General features: G+C 48.9%; 6 protein-coding genes. All 6 read left to right on the top strand.

Annotated features, from left to right (window positions below; genetic code table 11):
* Nucleotides 1-1,416 (top strand): sulfate adenylyltransferase subunit CysN, encoded by a 1,416-nt coding sequence (gene cysN / locus CWE23_RS03830; protein WP_126819549.1) that lies wholly within the window; start codon nt 1-3, stop codon nt 1,414-1,416.
* 200 nt (nt 1,417-1,616) lie between these two features.
* On the top strand, nt 1,617-3,350 hold the full coding sequence (locus CWE23_RS03825) for an SLC13 family permease (protein ID WP_126819548.1): 1,734 nt from the start codon (nt 1,617-1,619) through the stop codon (nt 3,348-3,350).
* 103 nt (nt 3,351-3,453) lie between these two features.
* Complete coding sequence (locus tag CWE23_RS03820) at nt 3,454-8,097, top strand: Lcl domain-containing protein (protein ID WP_126819547.1); 4,644 nt, start codon at nt 3,454-3,456, stop codon at nt 8,095-8,097.
* Between the two features lie 131 nt (nt 8,098-8,228).
* A complete protein-coding gene (locus tag CWE23_RS03815; protein ID WP_126819546.1) occupies nt 8,229-10,946 on the top strand; it encodes a leucine-rich repeat domain-containing protein in 2,718 nt (905 codons plus the stop codon).
* A gap of 82 nt (nt 10,947-11,028) precedes the next feature.
* Complete coding sequence (locus tag CWE23_RS03810) at nt 11,029-13,734, top strand: leucine-rich repeat domain-containing protein (protein ID WP_126819545.1); 2,706 nt, start codon at nt 11,029-11,031, stop codon at nt 13,732-13,734.
* Between the two features lie 94 nt (nt 13,735-13,828).
* Entirely contained in the window at nt 13,829-17,638 is a 3,810-nt protein-coding gene (locus CWE23_RS03805) for a glycosyltransferase (RefSeq protein ID WP_198678796.1), read from the top strand.
* Nucleotides 17,639-17,769: the final 131 nt, after the last annotated feature.

Genomic DNA, 17,769 nt, shown 5'->3' with positions numbered 1-17,769 from the left:
ATGAGCCACGCATCACCTTTAATCGAAAAAGACATTCTTGCTTATTTAGAACAACACGAAAACAAAGAGCTGTTGCGCTTTATCACCTGCGGCAGTGTGGATGACGGTAAAAGCACACTGATCGGTCGTTTGCTGCATGACAGTAAAATGATCTTTGAAGATCAACTGGCGGCGATTACCGAAGATTCGAAAAAATCCGGTACCCAGGGCGACGAAGTGGATCTGGCCTTGTTGGTTGATGGTTTACAGTCGGAGCGTGAGCAGGGCATCACCATTGACGTGGCTTACCGTTACTTCTCCACTGACAAGCGTAAGTTTATTATTGCCGACACACCGGGGCACGAGCAGTACACCCGCAACATGGCCACCGGTGCGTCAACCTGTGACTTGGCCGTGATTTTGATTGACGCCAGCCAGGGCGTGCAGACACAAACCCGCCGCCACAGTTACATTTGTTCTCTGTTGGGCATCAAACACGTGGTGGTTGCCATTAACAAAATGGACCTGGTGGACTATTCGCAGGACGTTTATAAGAAGATCCAGGACGACTACCTGAAGCTGGCCGGCTCGCTGGAAATCCCGGATATCCGTTTTGTGCCGATTTCGGCGTTAAAAGGCGATAACGTGGTTAATCGCAGTGACAAGCTGGATTGGTTCCGCGGTTCAACGCTGATGGAATACCTGGAAAATGCCGAAATTGACCAGGCGCAGGACACCGAAGAGTTCCGCATGCCGGTGCAACTGGTGTGCCGTCCGAACTCGGAGTTTCGTGGCTTTCAGGGCACCATTACCTCGGGCAACATCAAAGTGGGCGACACCATCCGCGCGCTGCCCTCTGGTAAGATCTCGACCATCAAGTCGATCGTGACTTTTGACGGTGAGCTCGATGAGGCCTATGCGCCAATGGCGGTAACACTGACGCTGAATGACGAGATTGATATCAGTCGTGGCGATATGATCGTGCGTAAGGATAACCTGCCGCATGTGTCAAACCGGATGCGCGCGAAAGTGGTGTGGATGCATGAAAAGGCGATGGAGCCGCACCGTGAATATTATATTAAGTTCAATTCCAAGTTCACCCGCGGGGAAATCACGGATATTCATCATCAGATTGATGTGAATACGCTGAAAGAAAAAGAAGCCGGTAAGCTGGAACTGAACGAGATTGGTCTGGTTGATGTGCACGTACACGACCCGGTTGTGTTTGACCCATACCAGAGCCATAAAGAAACCGGTGCGTTTATCATCATCGACCGCATGACCAATGTTACGGTTGGTGCCGGCATGGTGGACGAAGCGCTGTCGTCGGATGACGGTGAAGAAGCAAAAGGCGAGTACAGCGACTTCGAACTTGAATTGAACGCGCTCATTCGCAAACACTTCCCCCACTGGGGCGCCAAAGACCTGTTGAAGTAGGTCGTGCCTTTGGCACGACTTTCTTGTAAAACGCTTAAACACTTAAACACTGAAACGCAGAGAGCACAGAGGGCGCTGAGAAAAGATTTTTTAAGGGAAAGACAAAACCCTGAACAACGGGGTTTTACTTTTAAATGTTTTCCTCTGTGTCCTCTGCGCTCTCTGCGTTTCAATGTTTAGTCTTTACACGAAGGATTAAAATGCTAGATACCATAGCATTAACGGGTTTGTTGCTGTTGATGGTAGCGCTGTTGATTCGTTACCAGCAACACAGCGCCAAGATTTTTGGCGGAGCGATGCTGGTCACTTTGGCTGCGGGCTGGATTTCGGCGGACGAGCTGATGGCGAATGCCGCTAATCAGGGGTTGGCGACCTTGATTATGCTGATCCTGATTTCCTTTGCGCTGGAAAAAACCGGCTTGTTACGTAAAGTCAGTCGCTTTCTGTTCACTGACTCAGAGGCCGCCAGTGTTTGGCGTACCATGGGGCTGAGTGCGCTGGCTTCCTCGGTGCTCAATAACACGGCCGTTGTCGCTGCGCTGTTAAACGCCGTACGCAACAACAAAAAAGTAGCCGCGTCGCGGCTGCTTATCCCACTGTCTTATGCTTCGATCCTCGGTGGAACGCTCACGCTCATCGGCACCTCCACCAACCTAATTGTCAACTCCATGTTTACCGACACCGGCCACGCCGGGTTTATGTTCTTTGACTTTACGCTGGTTGGTCTGATTGTGCTGAGCGGCGGGTTAGTGACACTGTATATCGTCAGCCGGTTCTTGCCCCACCATGATGACGACAGGCAAGAAATCACCGAGTATTATGTCGAAGCGGAGTTAAGTGATGACTCACCGCTTATCGGTAAACACGTTGATGAGGCCGGGCTGCGTCACTTGGAAGACTTGTTCCTTGCCGAGATAGTCCGTAAAGGGGGTCATGAAATACTGCGGCCGGTGGCGCGTTACGATGTGTTGCAGGCGGGGGATAAGTTGTTATTCAGTGGCGACGTCAGCAAAGTGAAAACGCTGAACCAGTTTGACGGCCTGAAGCTGTTCGCCGATGACAATGGCCTCGAGACTCATCAGCTTACCGAAGTGATCGTTAAAGAAGAGTCGGTACTAACCGGGCGTACGCTGAAGTCGACCGGTTTCCGGGCGCGTTTTGACGCCGCGGTGGTGGCGATTCGGCGCGATGGTGGCAACATCAGCGGTAAGTTAGGTGAAGTGACCTTGCAAGCCGGAGACTTCCTGTTATTGGCGACCGGTCCCGATTTCGCCTCGCGCACCAACTTGAGCAAAAACTTTTATCTATTGAGCGGTGTGGAACCGGACAGCATGCTCAGTGGTTGGCGCGAATCACTTACTCTGTACGGTTTTTTAGCGATGATTGGCGGCACGGTGTTGACCGGTGCGTCGCTGTTTTACGGTGTGCTGTTTTTACTCGGCGCGCTGCTGTTCAGTGGCTGTCTGAATGTCAACGAAATCAAGCGGCGTTTTCCGGTCGAAATTTGGGTAATTGTTGCCAGTGCTCTGTGTTTGGCCGAAGCCCTGACGAATACGGGGGCGTCGGCCGCGATAGCGGATTTTGCCCGCGCCGGACTGGCAGGACATACGCCGTTTATGTTGTTGGTTGGCGTGTTTCTGATTACCTACCTGTTGACCGAAGTCATTACCAATAATGCGGCAGCGGCGCTGATGTTCCCGGTGGCATACAGCCTGTCACAGGGGATGGGAATTGACCCATTCCCGATTATTCTTGGGGTAGCGTTTGCGGCATCGGCCAGTTTTATCACCCCTTATGGCTATCAGACGAATCTGATGGTGTTCAATGCCAGTAATTACCGGCTAAAACATTTCCTGCTTGCGGGCGTACCGGTTGCGCTTGTGTATATCTCGTTGTCCTTGTTTGCGATTCCGTTGGTTTTTCCGCTGACCTAAAAAATGTCAGGCGTCAATTTTTTATAAATTTGTTATTGAACAAGGGGTTATGTTCAGTAAAATATCGCCGTTAAAAATTTTCTAACATTTTTTCGGAAAGCCCATGGATCGTATTTATGCCTCTTTGCGCCGTATGTTTTTGGCTGGCGCCGGACTCCTTTTATGTTCTTTTTCTCTGACTTCTCACGCTGCTACACCGGAATCTACTGACGCTCGTTTTCGCGACAATGGTGATGGCACGGTAACCGACCTTACCACCAAACTGACCTGGCAACGCTGTGCGAGTAACTATCGTTGGAACGGTGATAGCTGTGAGCTTAGCGGTGAACGGACGGACTTTAACGAAACCCTGCAGTTGGCTGACGCGAGTTCGGTGGCTGGCTACGACGACTGGCGACTGCCTACACGTGCAGAATTGCGTGGGTTAGTTTATTGCAGTTCGGGCAGCCCGGCGTTCTATTTGGCTGATACAGATGCCGAACAATGTGAGGGTGTGTTTACCGAACCGACCATCGAGCGGACGTATTTTCAGTTTGATGTGAATACGACCTATTGGGCGAATCAATACGATGAAGTCGCGGGCACTGCGGCGACGGTCAGCTTCTCGTCAGGTGAGACGGTGATGCGCCGAGCAACGGCAAATTATGCGACCCGCTTGGTTCGCCAAGGCCCGGTTACTGCGAACTTATTGCGGATTTCGGTCGATGGTACCGGAGCTGGTGCTATTGAGGTCGGTGACTTGAGCTGTACCGGTGAATGCCATGCCAATCTTAGCGATGGTGAACACGTGACGCTGACGGCGAAACCAGCGCCGGGTACTGTATTTGACGGCTGGGGCGGGAGCTGCTCGGGCAGCGCGCCTACCTGTGAAGTTCGCGCTGATGAGCGTGTTAACGTAACGGCTCAGTTTAGCCTGAATATGGCCGAATCGCGCTTTAAACTGCACTCGGATGGTACCGCCTATGATCCGCAAGCGGGCTTGGTTTGGTACCGCTGTGTTTATGGCCAAGAATGGGTTCATGGTGAATGTGTTGATTATGGACAGGCTGGCACTTACACAGAGATTCAAGCCGAACTTAATACGTTGGTTTTGGCGCAACAAAGCGATTGGCGTTTGCCCAGCCAGACCGAATTGGGCAGCCGCATTTATTGCCAAATGAATGAAAAGCTGGGGGTTGCTCATACTCAAGCGTGCGAAGGAAGAACTCTTTCATTATACCGCGATAGCGTTGTTACCCCACAATACTGGAATTTTGATGTATGGACGACCACGGCAGGCGAATTAGATCATTCGCGCTTGGTCTTTGATGGTTCTGGTGACTGGCAAACCGTCGACTCAACGGCGGAAGCGTTTGCCGTGTTGGTTAAAGATGTACCACAAAATCATGCCTACCTTCGATTTCGTTTTAACGGGAGCGGTAGTGGTGCCATTGAATTTGACTCGCAAGCCGTTTGCGAAGATGACTGTCACCGGTTTGCAGCAAAAGGCTCAACGCTGGTGTTAACTGCCCAAGCGGATGCCGACTCGGAGTTTGTTGGCTGGAGCGGCGCTTGTAGTGGCATCGGTGAATGTCGACTCACGGCTAAAGATGGCCAGCAGGTTCAGGCGATTTTTATGAAACAGTCGACGTCACGTTACGTTAATAATTTAGATGGCACAGTAACGGATCGAGAACACCAGCTGACCTGGAAAATTTGCCCGGCGGGCGCTGTAGTGCGCTCATCAGGTCAGGGACATCGCTGTGTTCATCAAGCCGGTGCCAGTGATATTACCAACGTATTAGCAACAATCGATGACTACTCGTACGCGGGGCACAGCGATTGGCGTGTTGCTAGTATCGATGAGCTAAATAGCATCGTTATGTGTAGCCCGGGCGTTTGGAAGCAGGAAGGGCAGGAACGTTGTGAGTACGGAGGAACAGACCTCAAAATTCACCCTGAACTTTTACAGTATGCTTCCGCTTCGGGTGGCCTGGGTCATGTTGCCAGCCGTGACTTGCATGAGCAAGCGACCGAATCGAACCCGGTTTACTGGGGGATTGATTTTGCAAGTGGTGAGCAAGTTGTGACCAATTCGTGGAGTCACTCCGTGTTGTTGGTGCGTGATGCACCGTCAGCGCCGGTAACGATTGGCGTACAGTTCTCACCATCTTATGCCGGTATGGTTACTTTACAGCAAGGCCAGGTGACCGCGAGTTGTGATACCGACTGCACCCACGGTGTTACCGATCAAGCTAAACTGACACTTATGGCTACCGGCTTACCCGGCTACGAGTTTGTCGGATGGCAAGGCGACTGCGGCGGCGATGCGGCACTCTGTGAAGTATCGCCTGAACAGCTTCAGTCGGGCGATACGTTTAATGTACAACCTCAATTTAAGGTCCTGCTGGGTACAGAACGTTATCGCTGGGTTAATGAACAAAGTATTGAAGATAAGGCTACGGGTCTGATTTGGCAGCGCTGTGCTGTCGGCTCGACTTGGCGCGAGGGGGCATGCCGAGACACCGCGGAGTCTTTGTACGCCCAGAGCGCGGCAGAATATGCTGATGCCGTTGAGTTTGACGGTGCTGATAATTGGCGCTTACCAACAGTGAGTGAAATGCGCACCTTGCTGATGTGCCGCGATGCGCGTTCGCCACGCTGGCCTAATCAAAAAGGCGAGTGTGAGACGACCTTTGAAGCGTTGCAACAACTGGATTTAAGTACTTTTGGTTGGCTGCCGGGGTCGGGTCATCGCTACCTTGTGACACTGGATGACGGCAGCGGTTATCGCCGTTTTAACATGTTTAAGGGGGACTTGACCGCTGCAGATTTGCCTGGTTTTGTGCGGTTGGTTCGTGAGGCGCAGGCGGCCGAGCGTAATGAACAACGGTTGGCGGTAACCATCGATGGTGCGAGCGATAGCGGTACAGTGAGCGTACTGCCGCAGCAGTTGGAATGCGTTGAAAGCTGCGAATTAAGTTTTGAGGCCAACACCTATATTGTACTGAATGCAACCGCCGCTGCCGGTTATCAGTTTGATGGTTGGAGTGGCGCCTGTTCGGGTAACGGAGCGACCTGTTTGGTGCGAATGAGTGAGGCACGCAGAGTGGTTGCCAGCTTTGTACCGCAGGTTAGTAATGCGCGCTATGTCTTACATAATGATGGTACCGCAACCGATCGTTGGAGTGGTTTAACCTGGCAGCGCTGCGCCTATGGACAGACATGGGCCGATGGTCGTTGCGAAGGAGCGGCAGAAACGGTAACAGTAAGCGAAGCGCAGGCATTGCAGCAAGATGGCTGGCAATTGCCATCGCAAGCGCAATTAGCAACGTTGGTTTATTGTGCTTCTGGGCAACCGAGCTATTGGACTCAGGCACAACAACAATGTCGCGCTGACACTGACAGTCCGACGATTAAAGACGGCGTACTCTTTGGTATGGATGATTCGTTTAAAGCTCGGCCATGGTCATCGACACTGAACGACACGGGTAACGTAGCTGCAACGATTGATTTCATCCATGGGGTTGAGTATCAGCAAAGCAGCTCGCGAGCAACTGTGTGGTTGGTTAGGGGAGAAACGCTTCCGTTGACCGTACAGACACAAGGTGACGGTGGCGTTGGCGTCTGGGTGGAGCCGGTTAATGCGAACTGTGGTGTTCTATGTGAGTACTCACTGGCCAAAAATACCACGGTGACTTTAACGGTTAATGCCGCGGACAATACCACATTCAGTCATTGGTCTGGTGCCTGTAGTGGTAGTGCGCTGACCTGCCAAGTTGCGATGACTGAGGCTAAGTCGGTAACCGCCCACTATGACTGGAAAGTGCTTTCGGTTGGTGCACAGGACACTGACAATGGCCGTGTTGAAGTTGCCCAAAACTCTGTGCGTTATGGCGATGACGTTTCGTTTTCGGCAACACCGGATTATGGCTACCGGATAGGTAATATTCAGGCTTGTGGAGCTATTGAGCGTAATGGTAACTCGTTTAATGTAGCAAATGTGACGCAGGACTGCGTTATTACCGTTACTTTTGAGCCTGTGCTTTATCAGGTGACGATTCAGGCCAGTGAAGGCGTAAGCATCAGTCCCGGAAGCGCTCAGGTGGTGATGGGGCAAACCCAGGCCTTTAGGTTGACGGTAAATGAGGGCTATGAGTTAACTTCAGTTAGCGGTTGCGGTGGCGTTCTTGACGGCTTGGTTTATACCACGGCTGCTGTTGAGGAGGACTGTCAGGTTGTCGCTGAAGCACAACAGAAGCGCTATCAGGTCGTTTTTGAGTTGGGAGAACCTGGCACATTGGTTTCAGGTTCGCTTGAGCAGACCGTGGTGCATGGCGGTGCAGCTGCAGCACCAGAGTTTTCGGTTGCTCGAGGCTGGGAGTTTACGGGTTGGAGTGTAACCTTTGATAAGGTGACTGAAGATCTGAATGTGACAGCTCAGTATCGTCAGATACCTATCGTTTATTACGTTAGCCTATCCTACCGAGGAGAAGGGACGTTGACACCGGAGGGTACACAGGAGGTTGGTGCCGGTGATTCGCTATCGATCAGCGCAGTACCAGCGGAGGGGTGGAAAACCGCGTCATATGTGGACAGCACCTGTGGCTCAGGAGCTTGGGATGGTGGTGACTACGTGATTGATTCGGTTACCGCTGACTGCTCGATAGAGTTCCGCTTTGTCAGACCGTCGCAGGGTAGCGGTGCATTGCTATTGATTATGGCGGTGGAAGCACAGAAGCTGAACGATTCAGAACGTAATAAATAATTCACATACGATGTATCGGCACCGGGGGTTATAGCCTGGTGCCGATTTGTTACTGGCCTTAAATTTACATGGAGGTAACAACCTGTTATTTTTAAGTGCATAAATGCAACTTAACGACAAGGATGTTATCAATGGGTGCTTTTCGGTCTTTAACCTGTTCAAAAACGACGCTGAGTTCGTCATTATTACTCGGCTTAGTGGCTTTTAGTGGAGCTGCTCAGGCACAGCAAACGCCTTTAGGCTCGCTCCAGTTTAGTGATTCAGAACTACAAGCCTGCGTGCAAAACGAATCCCGTCGGACAGAGTATGTGGAGGATCTGCGAAGCTTGTTTTGTACCGGCTATAATGTGACGGATATTGAGGGTATCGAGCAGCTCACTCATCTCGAAACCTTGAGCCTTCGCTCATATGATAGCGAGGTTCTGGCAAACATATCCGCTATCAATAAGTTAGCTAACATTCGCTCGGTACGCTTTTTAAATTACGCAAATGACGTCACGTCATTTGCTTTGATCGATGCCGAAAAAGCCCCACTTGAATCAATCGCCTTGATGAGTACGTCAAATGTTAACGACGCAATCTACTCATGGCTGTACAGCTTTCCGCAATTACAAAGCTTAACTCTTGCTGATGTATATCTATCGGTTATTCCGTTGCCCGAGCAATTGCCTAACTTAACGAGTCTTAGTATTAGCAATACACCACTACAATCTGATGATGTGGTGCTCTCATGGAGTGATTCAAATTTAACGGCGTTAACCGTTGGTGGTGGTGACATGACGCCGTCGATTTTTAATACTGCAAACTGGCATTTGCCATCGACGTTGAATTATCTACGGTTGCGAGACGGTCAGTTGGACTCATTGGAATCGTTAGCGCAGGCGCTGGAAACCAGTGATGTTCAACTTCAGCATATTGGTCTTTGGGTTCAGGCAAACGACTGGAGCCAACTCGGGAGCTACGCTGAGCGTTTCCCATCAATTGATACCTTGGATGTTGGTTTTTCGAACTTTGACGATTTTGAACAGCTTGCCAGTTTTTCGGATATGTACCGTGTTTACTTGGATAACACAAAGGATGCTGACGGAGGTGTCGAGCCGATCCTAACGATGTTAGAAAATAGTCCTAATATTTGGTCTGTGTTCATGGGCAACGTTAGCTATTTGAGCTGTGAAGATCGAGCACTGTTGGACAACAGTGGTTATTCAAGCCTGTATCTTAGCTACTTTGGAGAGGCTTGCCGTACCGACGAATATCAGTTCCGCTTATTGGATGTGCCTGAAAGTTATGGTGCTATTGTTTCAGCTGACAGTGTTTATGGCCGACGTGCAATAGGGGCTTATCCGGCAGCGCAAGGCGGTGAAATACAAATCGATGTGCTACCTAAGTATGACGAGAGCTGGGATGAACAAGGCGTAAGTGTCACGTTCGAAAACGGCTCTCGTCGTGAATTGTCCTTACGCTACCCGCAGCCTAAAACCGAGCCGGTGCGTATTGCTGACATTGAATTTGCCGATGGTGAAGTGGCTAACTGCGTAGCCGATAGTCGAGAGATGGCGCTTAATATTCAGGTAAATGGTGGCGAGGTTCCTGAGTACGCGCACGAGATGTATGCGGTACTGTGTGATGCTCGATCAGGGCATTATGCCTCTGACCTAAGTGGCCTTGAGCATTTTTCAAACCTTGAAGTGCTTCAAATGCTGGGAGAAAACGAGCACATACAGGACGTGTCACCATTATTGTCGCTGAAGCGCTTAAGTTGGTTAACGTTATCAAACAAAGGGTTGACTGACCACGTGATGGAGTCGATGCGAGAATATCGCAGTTTGGCTCGTGATTGGCAGTCGTTGCATTTTGGCGGAAACGCACTCACCGATGAAACACTCTTTGATCATTGGATTAATGGCAATAAGCCGAGCCAGGTTGTCCTGGAAAATAACCAGTTTGAACGGCTGCCGGCGTGGTTGTCAGATCGCGACTTTGGGGGATTACTGATAGCGAACGGTCTGCCTTTGACCAATTTGCAAGCGGAGTTAACGCAGTTGCAAAACAGCTCGGTGACACGTTTGTATTTAGACGCGATGAACATAGGTTCGGTGGCGGACCTTACTTTCCCTGATTCGTTAACCACACTGAGTCTGTCGAATAATGATCTGGTGACTATGGAAGGTTTTAATGCACCTGAGAACTTAACCGGATTACTGCTTAATAATAATCCAGGAATAGCGGTGGATGCATTAGTAAATCTCACGAGTTTAGAGTTTTTGGCTTTGGCCAATACGGAGTTATCTTCAGTCGCTATGATTCATCGGTTTCCTTATCTACAACAATTGGATTTGAGCGAAAATGACATCAGCGATTTATCCGCTTTAAGCAACACCAGTCGTGATAATGATTTATGGCTGAACTTATCGCTTAACCCGTTAACGGATTATACCCCGGCGCGGGACAAATCTTGGTTGACGGTACAGTCGATGGGTAATGCGCATGTCGCTTGTAGTCAGTTTGAAGCATTAGAAGGTTCTGCGACTAACGTAAGCTGGAATGTTTGCCAGCAGGAAGACGGCCAAATTCGAATCAACCCTGAGTATATTTATGGCGATGAACCCGATGCGGCTCTGGCACAAGGCTCACAGCGCTATGGGCGTATCGAAATGGTCAATGGGGTGCTTAACTTTTCGCCGTACCCGGGTGTAGAGGGTTGGATAGAAGTTGACGTGTTGATCACGTACGCGAATGGTTTGAGCCAAACCATTACCCTGCAGTTATACATCGAACCGGGCTCCAACCCCGCAATGAGTCCTGGTGTTCCGATTGTGATTTTAGTAGATGGTCAGAATAGCGATTAATTTAAATTAAAGCGCAAGGAAAATTTTACTTTTTATTAACATTGCTCTAGTTTAAATGAAAACAGGGAAGGGAGCATTGTTAATGAAAACATCGACTAACCATCTAAAAAAAATACTGACTCACAAATTATCGACACTAGCTGCACTAGGGCTAGTGTCGATCTCCTCCGCTTATGCACAGCAAACGCCGGTATCCGATTTGAGCTTTAGTGATCCGGAATTACAGGCTTGTGTCGAACAGCAAAACGTTGAGTTTGCGGAAAATATTGACGCACTTTTTTGTGTCAACTATTCGATAGGTAACCTTGAGGGAATCAGCCAGCTTACCGACACGTCGGTTGTTTATCTATCCGGGGGTGATGAGCATATTTTACAGGGATTAGAAGAATTTCATGAAATGCCGTCGTTGCGACAGGTTCATCTTCGTAATTACTTGAACGACGTAGCGTCGCTGGAGCTGTTGGATCCGGAAAAAGTCCCTCTTGCCAGCCTTGAACTATGGAATATGCCCAATGTTGGAAATGACGTTTATGCGTTTTTGCAACGCTGGGAGGCTCTTTATCGTTTTGGGTTACAGAATGTTTCTGTTAACCGTGCGCCGGATCTTACTCGTTTCCCCAATACCTATTCCGTCGGCTTGGTTGAATTGGAGAATGTTGATTTGAATGCGTTTGCCGCGGGGTTGGGCGATACGCAATTGCGATCGCTTGAGTTGGGTGGTGTTTCGCCACAGCAAACGGAATTTCATTTTGACCAGTGGAACTTGCCCGCAACGATTGAGGATCTGGTAGTTAGGCGGGCCTCTAGCGGCTCGATGAGTACGTTTAATGATATGGTGGCACGCTCTGGTGCTCCTGTTGAATACCTCGTCTTACAAGTCGATTCAAGTGACTGGGCGCCGTTAAGCGAGTTATCCGAAATAGCGCCAAACATTTACGCCATCACAGTCAGTGGTAGCAATCTGGACCGTTTTTCGGTGCTTGAGGGCTTTACGAAATTAGATTACGTCTATGCCAACTCGACTCAAGCGACCGATGGCGATGCGCTGGTGCGAATGATAGAAACCAATCCCGGCTTATATTTGCTCTCGCTCGGCAATGTTTCGGCGTTGTATTGCGATGCGATTGAAGCACTAGAAGCTCAGCAGCAAGCAGACGTTCAACTGTTTTATCACAGCTGTCGTACTGATGAGCGCCGTTTTCGTATTGTTCCGCCACCCGGACGAGAAAACGTTGAAATTGTTAATGCCAGCGCACCGTACTATCCGTCACTGGTAAGACCCGAGTTGACCGAGCAACCGTTGGAAGTTGAGTTGCTGACGGCTCCGATATATGAAGGCGACCGAATTCGTTCGGCTTCGGTTAACCTTGAGTTTGATGATGGCTCGGATCTGTCGTATGTCTTTCGTTACGATCAAGAAAAAACCACGCCAGTTGCCTATCAAGATATTGATTTTGCAGATCCTGAACTTGCTCGATGCGTCGAGGACATGGCGGAAAGTTCGTTTAATGTGCGCATGAATGGCGATGAACCTGCTGTTTACGCACATGAGTTCATTTATATGTTATGCGATGAGCCAAACTATGTGGTGACAGACTTGACGGGGCTGGAGCATTTTACCGAACTGCGCTATATCCAGATGTTTGGTAATGGTGAGGTGATAAATGATCTGAGCCCAATACTGCCGCTTAAAAAGCTTGAGTGGCTTACCTTGATGGAAAAGGGAATCACGGATGCTGCAGCCAACCCGTTACGTGATTATCGCGGGTTTGCGTTTTATTGGCAAAATCTCAACCTCAACGGGAACGAGCTTTCGGACCCTTCGTTATTTGATAACTGGTTTGTGACGAATAAACCGAATAATGCGTATATCGATTTTAATCAATATACTCGCATTCCTGATGCTTTCGTTGCAGAAGACTTTAGCGGCTTTTTGTACTTGTCCGGTAACCCCATTAACGATTTACAGGCTGAATTAGACCGTCTTGAGGCGAATAGTAATGTGCGTTCATTGGCGCTTGGCAGTATGAATTTAGCCGCAAGGGATAGTTTGAGGCTACCGTCGTCGCTCACCAATGTTGACTTGCCTGACAATGGGTTAACCTCGTTGGTTAATATCCAACTACCTGAAAACCTGTACTCGATTGGTGTAGCTAATAACCCCATTTCGAGGTTGGATAGCCTTTATGGGCAGGAGGCACTGGGTCGAATTAACGCGATCAATACAGACCTTACCCATATCGATTGGTTGGCGATGTTTCCAGCGTTGGAGTATGTTGCGTTAGATGATAACGATATCGATTCTATCGAGGGGATCGCCGATCTGGACCGACAAGCCGATGCTCCGTTGATGTTATCATTGAGTAGAACGCCACTTCGGGATTACCAGCCGGGCAAGGACTTGCCGTGGCTGACGCTGGCCAGTTATGGCAATGCACACGTAAGTTGTTCAGAATTTGAACAGCTGGAGTCATCCTCGACGACGGTTTACTATGATGTGTGCTTGCTTGGCGATGGTACGATTCGCTATCAAAACGGGTATAGCGACTTGGCCCTAGCCGATGGCTCTAAACGCTTCGGCCGTTTGGTGCAGACTGAAAACGGTTTTAATTTTATCCCACACCCTGGACAAGAAGGTTGGATAGAATTTGAGATAGTGATTACCGATGCCAACGGCAACACCTACACGACCACCGTTCGTGTTTACGTTGAGCCAGGAAGCAACCCTGCCCGTGACACAGGTATACCGATTGTTATTCTGGTGAGTGGAGACGATACCGAGCAATAATCTGACACTGATAGAAATTAAGGCGGAGGGTAGTAATCACTGCTCTCCGCCTTATAATATGTGCTCGTCGTCTTTAAAGGGAATTGCGGAATTTATGGCCAACGGGTTTATCAGCAAGGGCAATGCAGCCCTTCTCGAAGAAAATTATTCGCGCGCTATTCGCTTATTTGTACATGCGATGGTTCATGATGATCGGCTGATTGCGATGGCTGAGTTTAATTTGGAACTGGCCGCCGAGCGGCTTAAGGACAAATTGGGCGTTGCCCCGCAAAGTGACCTTTCACATCTTCGGGACTGCGACTGCGAGACTTTTAACGACACCCTGTTGAATAAAGTCATCGATAATCCCTGCCAACGTTTAAGCGTTAACCGAAGCGATGTTGCGGCGGCGCTTTATGCCTTAATCTGGAAAGCGGCGCCGATTGCCCGCGATGAGGCGCTGACCCTCCTTCGCGGCAGCCTGATAAGCGGCACGATGCAACCTGAAGTGCCCCCCGTTACCTTGACCGACGGCATATACGAGCGGGTGTTGTCATCGCTAAAAAGTAGCTCCAAATTTGATGCGCTGGTAGCGACGAAATTACCTGACAACGAACGCCAAATCCAACAGCGGCTAGCGGCTTTTACCGGCAACTACCAACCGTTGGTGTCAGTGATTATGCCGACCTATAACCGTAGCGCGATCCTATTAGACGCGGTGGCTTCGGCACTGCAGCAAAGCTATCAGCATTTTGAGCTGTTGGTGTGTGATGACGGTAGCACCGATGACACCGAACAAAAAATTCGGGGTATTGGTGATGAGCGCGTACGTTATGTTAAGCAGGCCAATGCGGGTGCCGCAGCGGCGCGTAATTTGGGCTTATCAAAAGCCCGTGGTGAGGTTATTTGTTATCTGGATACCGATAACTACTGGCATCCCGATTATTTAAAGCTGGTGGTGACCACGTTTCAGCAGAATGGTGGTCGTTCGGCGCTTTACTTTGACTTTATTGATTACCAGGTAAAGGCAAACGGCGCTATCGATATTCGCTCAACCCATCGACCTGCGTTTAATCACGAGAAGCTCATCACCAAACCCTTTATTGATTTGAACACCTTTGCCCATAAACGGGAGCTATATGATGCCTTTGGCGGTTTTGATCCGAGCTTAACCCGACGTCAAGATTATGATGTGATGCTTAAGTACACGTGGTTGCGTGATCCTCTGCATGTGCCATTGTTTGTTGCGTTATACCAGCGTAATGAAAATCTTGAGCAAATAACGCAGCTTCGCAAAGGGGATGACAGCTGTATTCCGATCATCAACCGTAAAATTGAGCAGTACTTTAGTCAGGGGTTACCGGCGCCGGTGCAGAAACCGGTTGAGAAAGTCTCAGTGATCGTATGGGATCATTGTCGCAATCATTTTTCCAAGCCGTATTCCGTGGCGGAGGCGTTGTCGCGACGTTATAAAGTGGAGTTAATCTCGTTCGACTTTTTTGACGAGGGAATTTTTGGACCGCTTAAAGACGATAACCCCGATTTTGAGACCAAATATTTTAAAGGCTCAGATTTTCCTAACTTTTTTGAGGCGTTTAAAGCCGCGATGGATGCTGTCACCGGTGACATCATGTACGTGGTTAAGCCGCGGGTACCAAGTTTAGGTCTGGCGATGGCGGTAAATTATCAGCGCGCTATTCCGTATGTGTTGGAGATTAATGATTTAGAAACTGTGGTTAGTTCGCCTAAAGCTGGCGATGTCCACAAAGAAGTCCGCTTTGAAGACGTGAAGTTAAAAGATAAAGCGCTGAGTAACCCCTATTCTGACTTGTGGTCACATTTGTTGGACCCCTATGCGAAGCGCTCGCCGGTGGTGATCACCCACAATAAGGGGCTGGACTCGCATTACAACAGTAACACGCTGTATATGCGTAATCTCAAAGATGAGCGAGTTTACAGTCCGGGTAATTACGACCGCGACCGTATTCGTGATGAGCTGGGTTACAAAAAAGACGATCGCATTATTTTATTCGGTGGTTTACTGCGCAAACACAAGGGCATTTACGAACTGGTGGAGCTGGTTGAGCGCCTTGGCGACAAGCGCTATAAGTTGTTGTTTGTCGGTTCGCGTCCGACCCCCGATCAGGCCAAATTGGTCGAAAAATATAAAGACACTATTACCGTGTTGCCGCCGCAAGATCGCGTGGGTATGGCACGAATTAATTATGCAGCCGACCTGGTGATTCTGTGGCTTAACCCGGATGTTCCGGCCAGCCACTATCAGTTCCCTTATAAAGCGACAGACGCGTTTGCCATGCAGACACCGGTAATCGCTAATGACATTTCAGATTTAGGTGACTTAGGTCGCCAGGGTTATTTAAAGCTAGTACCTTTTGGTGAGTGGAACGGTATGGTGGCGCAGATCCAGCAATTGTTTGCTGATGCTAAGGCGACTCAGCGTATGACTGAAGCTGCACGCCGCCTTTATTTGCGTCAGTTCTCATTTAATGCCGCATTAGGAAGCTTTGAATTGGCTGCACAGCGCGCCAAAGCTGTCAGCGACAAGCCGTTTGCCTGCTCAAAAGACTTTGTTAAGTGGTTTAACTTGTTTTACCACGCCGCCAGTGGCAACAGCGACACGTTTATTCAGCCACAGCAACAACGCAATTTGCAGTTGTTGAATAACCAGTCTGGGCAAAGTGTTGTTGGGTTTGGTGCATTGGAAGACGACGAGTCGATTTTTATTATCAAGGACCCCTCTTTACGGGGTGGACTGGGAGCTACGGAAAAAAAGGTAGCTACTGTAGTCTTTGCTGATTCAGCAGCAAAGGGTATTGATACTGCGCGCTTGTTTGTTCGTCGGGCAAACCATGGAATCGATGTTTATATTCTGGTTAGCAACGAAGAGAAGCGTCATCAAGCACTGGAACGCTTTGTTGCTACAGCCCCTCATCGTTATATTATGGTGGCAGATCAAAATGCTTTTCCTTGTCGAGACTGGTTGCAAATTGGTCATGAGACTTTGCTTAAGGACAGCGAGGCAGTAGTTAGAGCTGCAACGGGCGGTACTTTTGAGGACAAGTACTGCTATGTCTTCTCCCAAAAGAACGTGTTGAGCTCAATCTTGTCTGGACGAGTTGTCAAGGAAATGCGAAATGAGCGTTTCTTAGTTGCCGATCTAAGCCAAGCTTGCGACAAAAACAAGTTGCAGCCCTCTACTCAAATTTCATTAGTCGACGTAAAGGACCTAGATACAGAACAGCATCTTTTTAAACGTGATATCTGTGTGGTAATGCCATGCATTAATCAGGAGTTAGGATTAAGAACAGCTAACTTGCTCCAGCAAAAAGCAGGTATTGCTGCAGACTTTGTCGTGGCTCGCGATACTCGTTACCAAGGGTTTATTACCACATTGAATCAAACGGCAAGGGTTTCTGCCGCGAAATATATTGTTTATTTAGCAGAAGATGCAATACCTGGAGATGACTGGCTGAAAATTGCATACGAAAAGCTGGAGAAGGAAAACAAATCGGTACTGGCATTCAATTGTGGTAAGTGGCACGGGCGAGTGGCTGCTTTTGGTATGGTGCGTAAGGACTGGATTTATCAATATTATGGCGACAGTATTTTGTTTGAAGGTTACAAATCGCACCGGGCAGATAACGAAATAACGGTTATTGCGAGAGCTACCGAGCAGTTTATTTACGCTCCTGACTCAGTTTTATTTGAAGATGATAAGCGTAAAGATTTTAAGAAGAAAGAATCGGACGCCGCTAACTTCTCTTTAGCAGATAAAAAGTTATTTAGAGAGCGGTTTGAGAATGGCTTTGGTGGAAAAGTTGAATACAACAAGTATAAGCTACTTTATGATGAGTATTTAAACCAGTCAGCTATAAGAAAGAAAACACAACCGTTTTCTTTATAGGGTGTATATTATCCAGTTTTTGCTGATTTTTATATTAAAAAAGGGATGGTTTTAAAGTTGAGTAATTTATTGCTTCATATAGGTACAGGGAAAACAGGGAGTACCACCTTACAGACAGTTCTTTATACGCT

It is taken from the genome of Idiomarina aquatica (genome assembly GCF_003987185.1).
GTDB lineage: Bacteria > Pseudomonadota > Gammaproteobacteria > Enterobacterales > Alteromonadaceae > Idiomarina > Idiomarina aquatica.
The sequence above is the reverse complement of the archived record's forward strand: the minus strand, read 5'-3'. Positions and strand labels throughout refer to the sequence as shown.

Coding starts and splice junctions, on each gene's coding strand:
- CWE23_RS03825 (WP_126819548.1), top strand. CDS start 1,617: ATGCTAGATACCATAGCATTAACGGGTTTGTTGCTGTTGATGGTAGCG.
- CWE23_RS03810 (WP_126819545.1), top strand. CDS start 11,029: ATGAAAACATCGACTAACCATCTAAAAAAAATACTGACTCACAAATTA.
- CWE23_RS03805 (WP_198678796.1), top strand. CDS start 13,829: ATGGCCAACGGGTTTATCAGCAAGGGCAATGCAGCCCTTCTCGAAGAA.
- CWE23_RS03820 (WP_126819547.1), top strand. CDS start 3,454: ATGGATCGTATTTATGCCTCTTTGCGCCGTATGTTTTTGGCTGGCGCC.
- cysN (WP_126819549.1), top strand. CDS start 1: ATGAGCCACGCATCACCTTTAATCGAAAAAGACATTCTTGCTTATTTA.
- CWE23_RS03815 (WP_126819546.1), top strand. CDS start 8,229: ATGGGTGCTTTTCGGTCTTTAACCTGTTCAAAAACGACGCTGAGTTCG.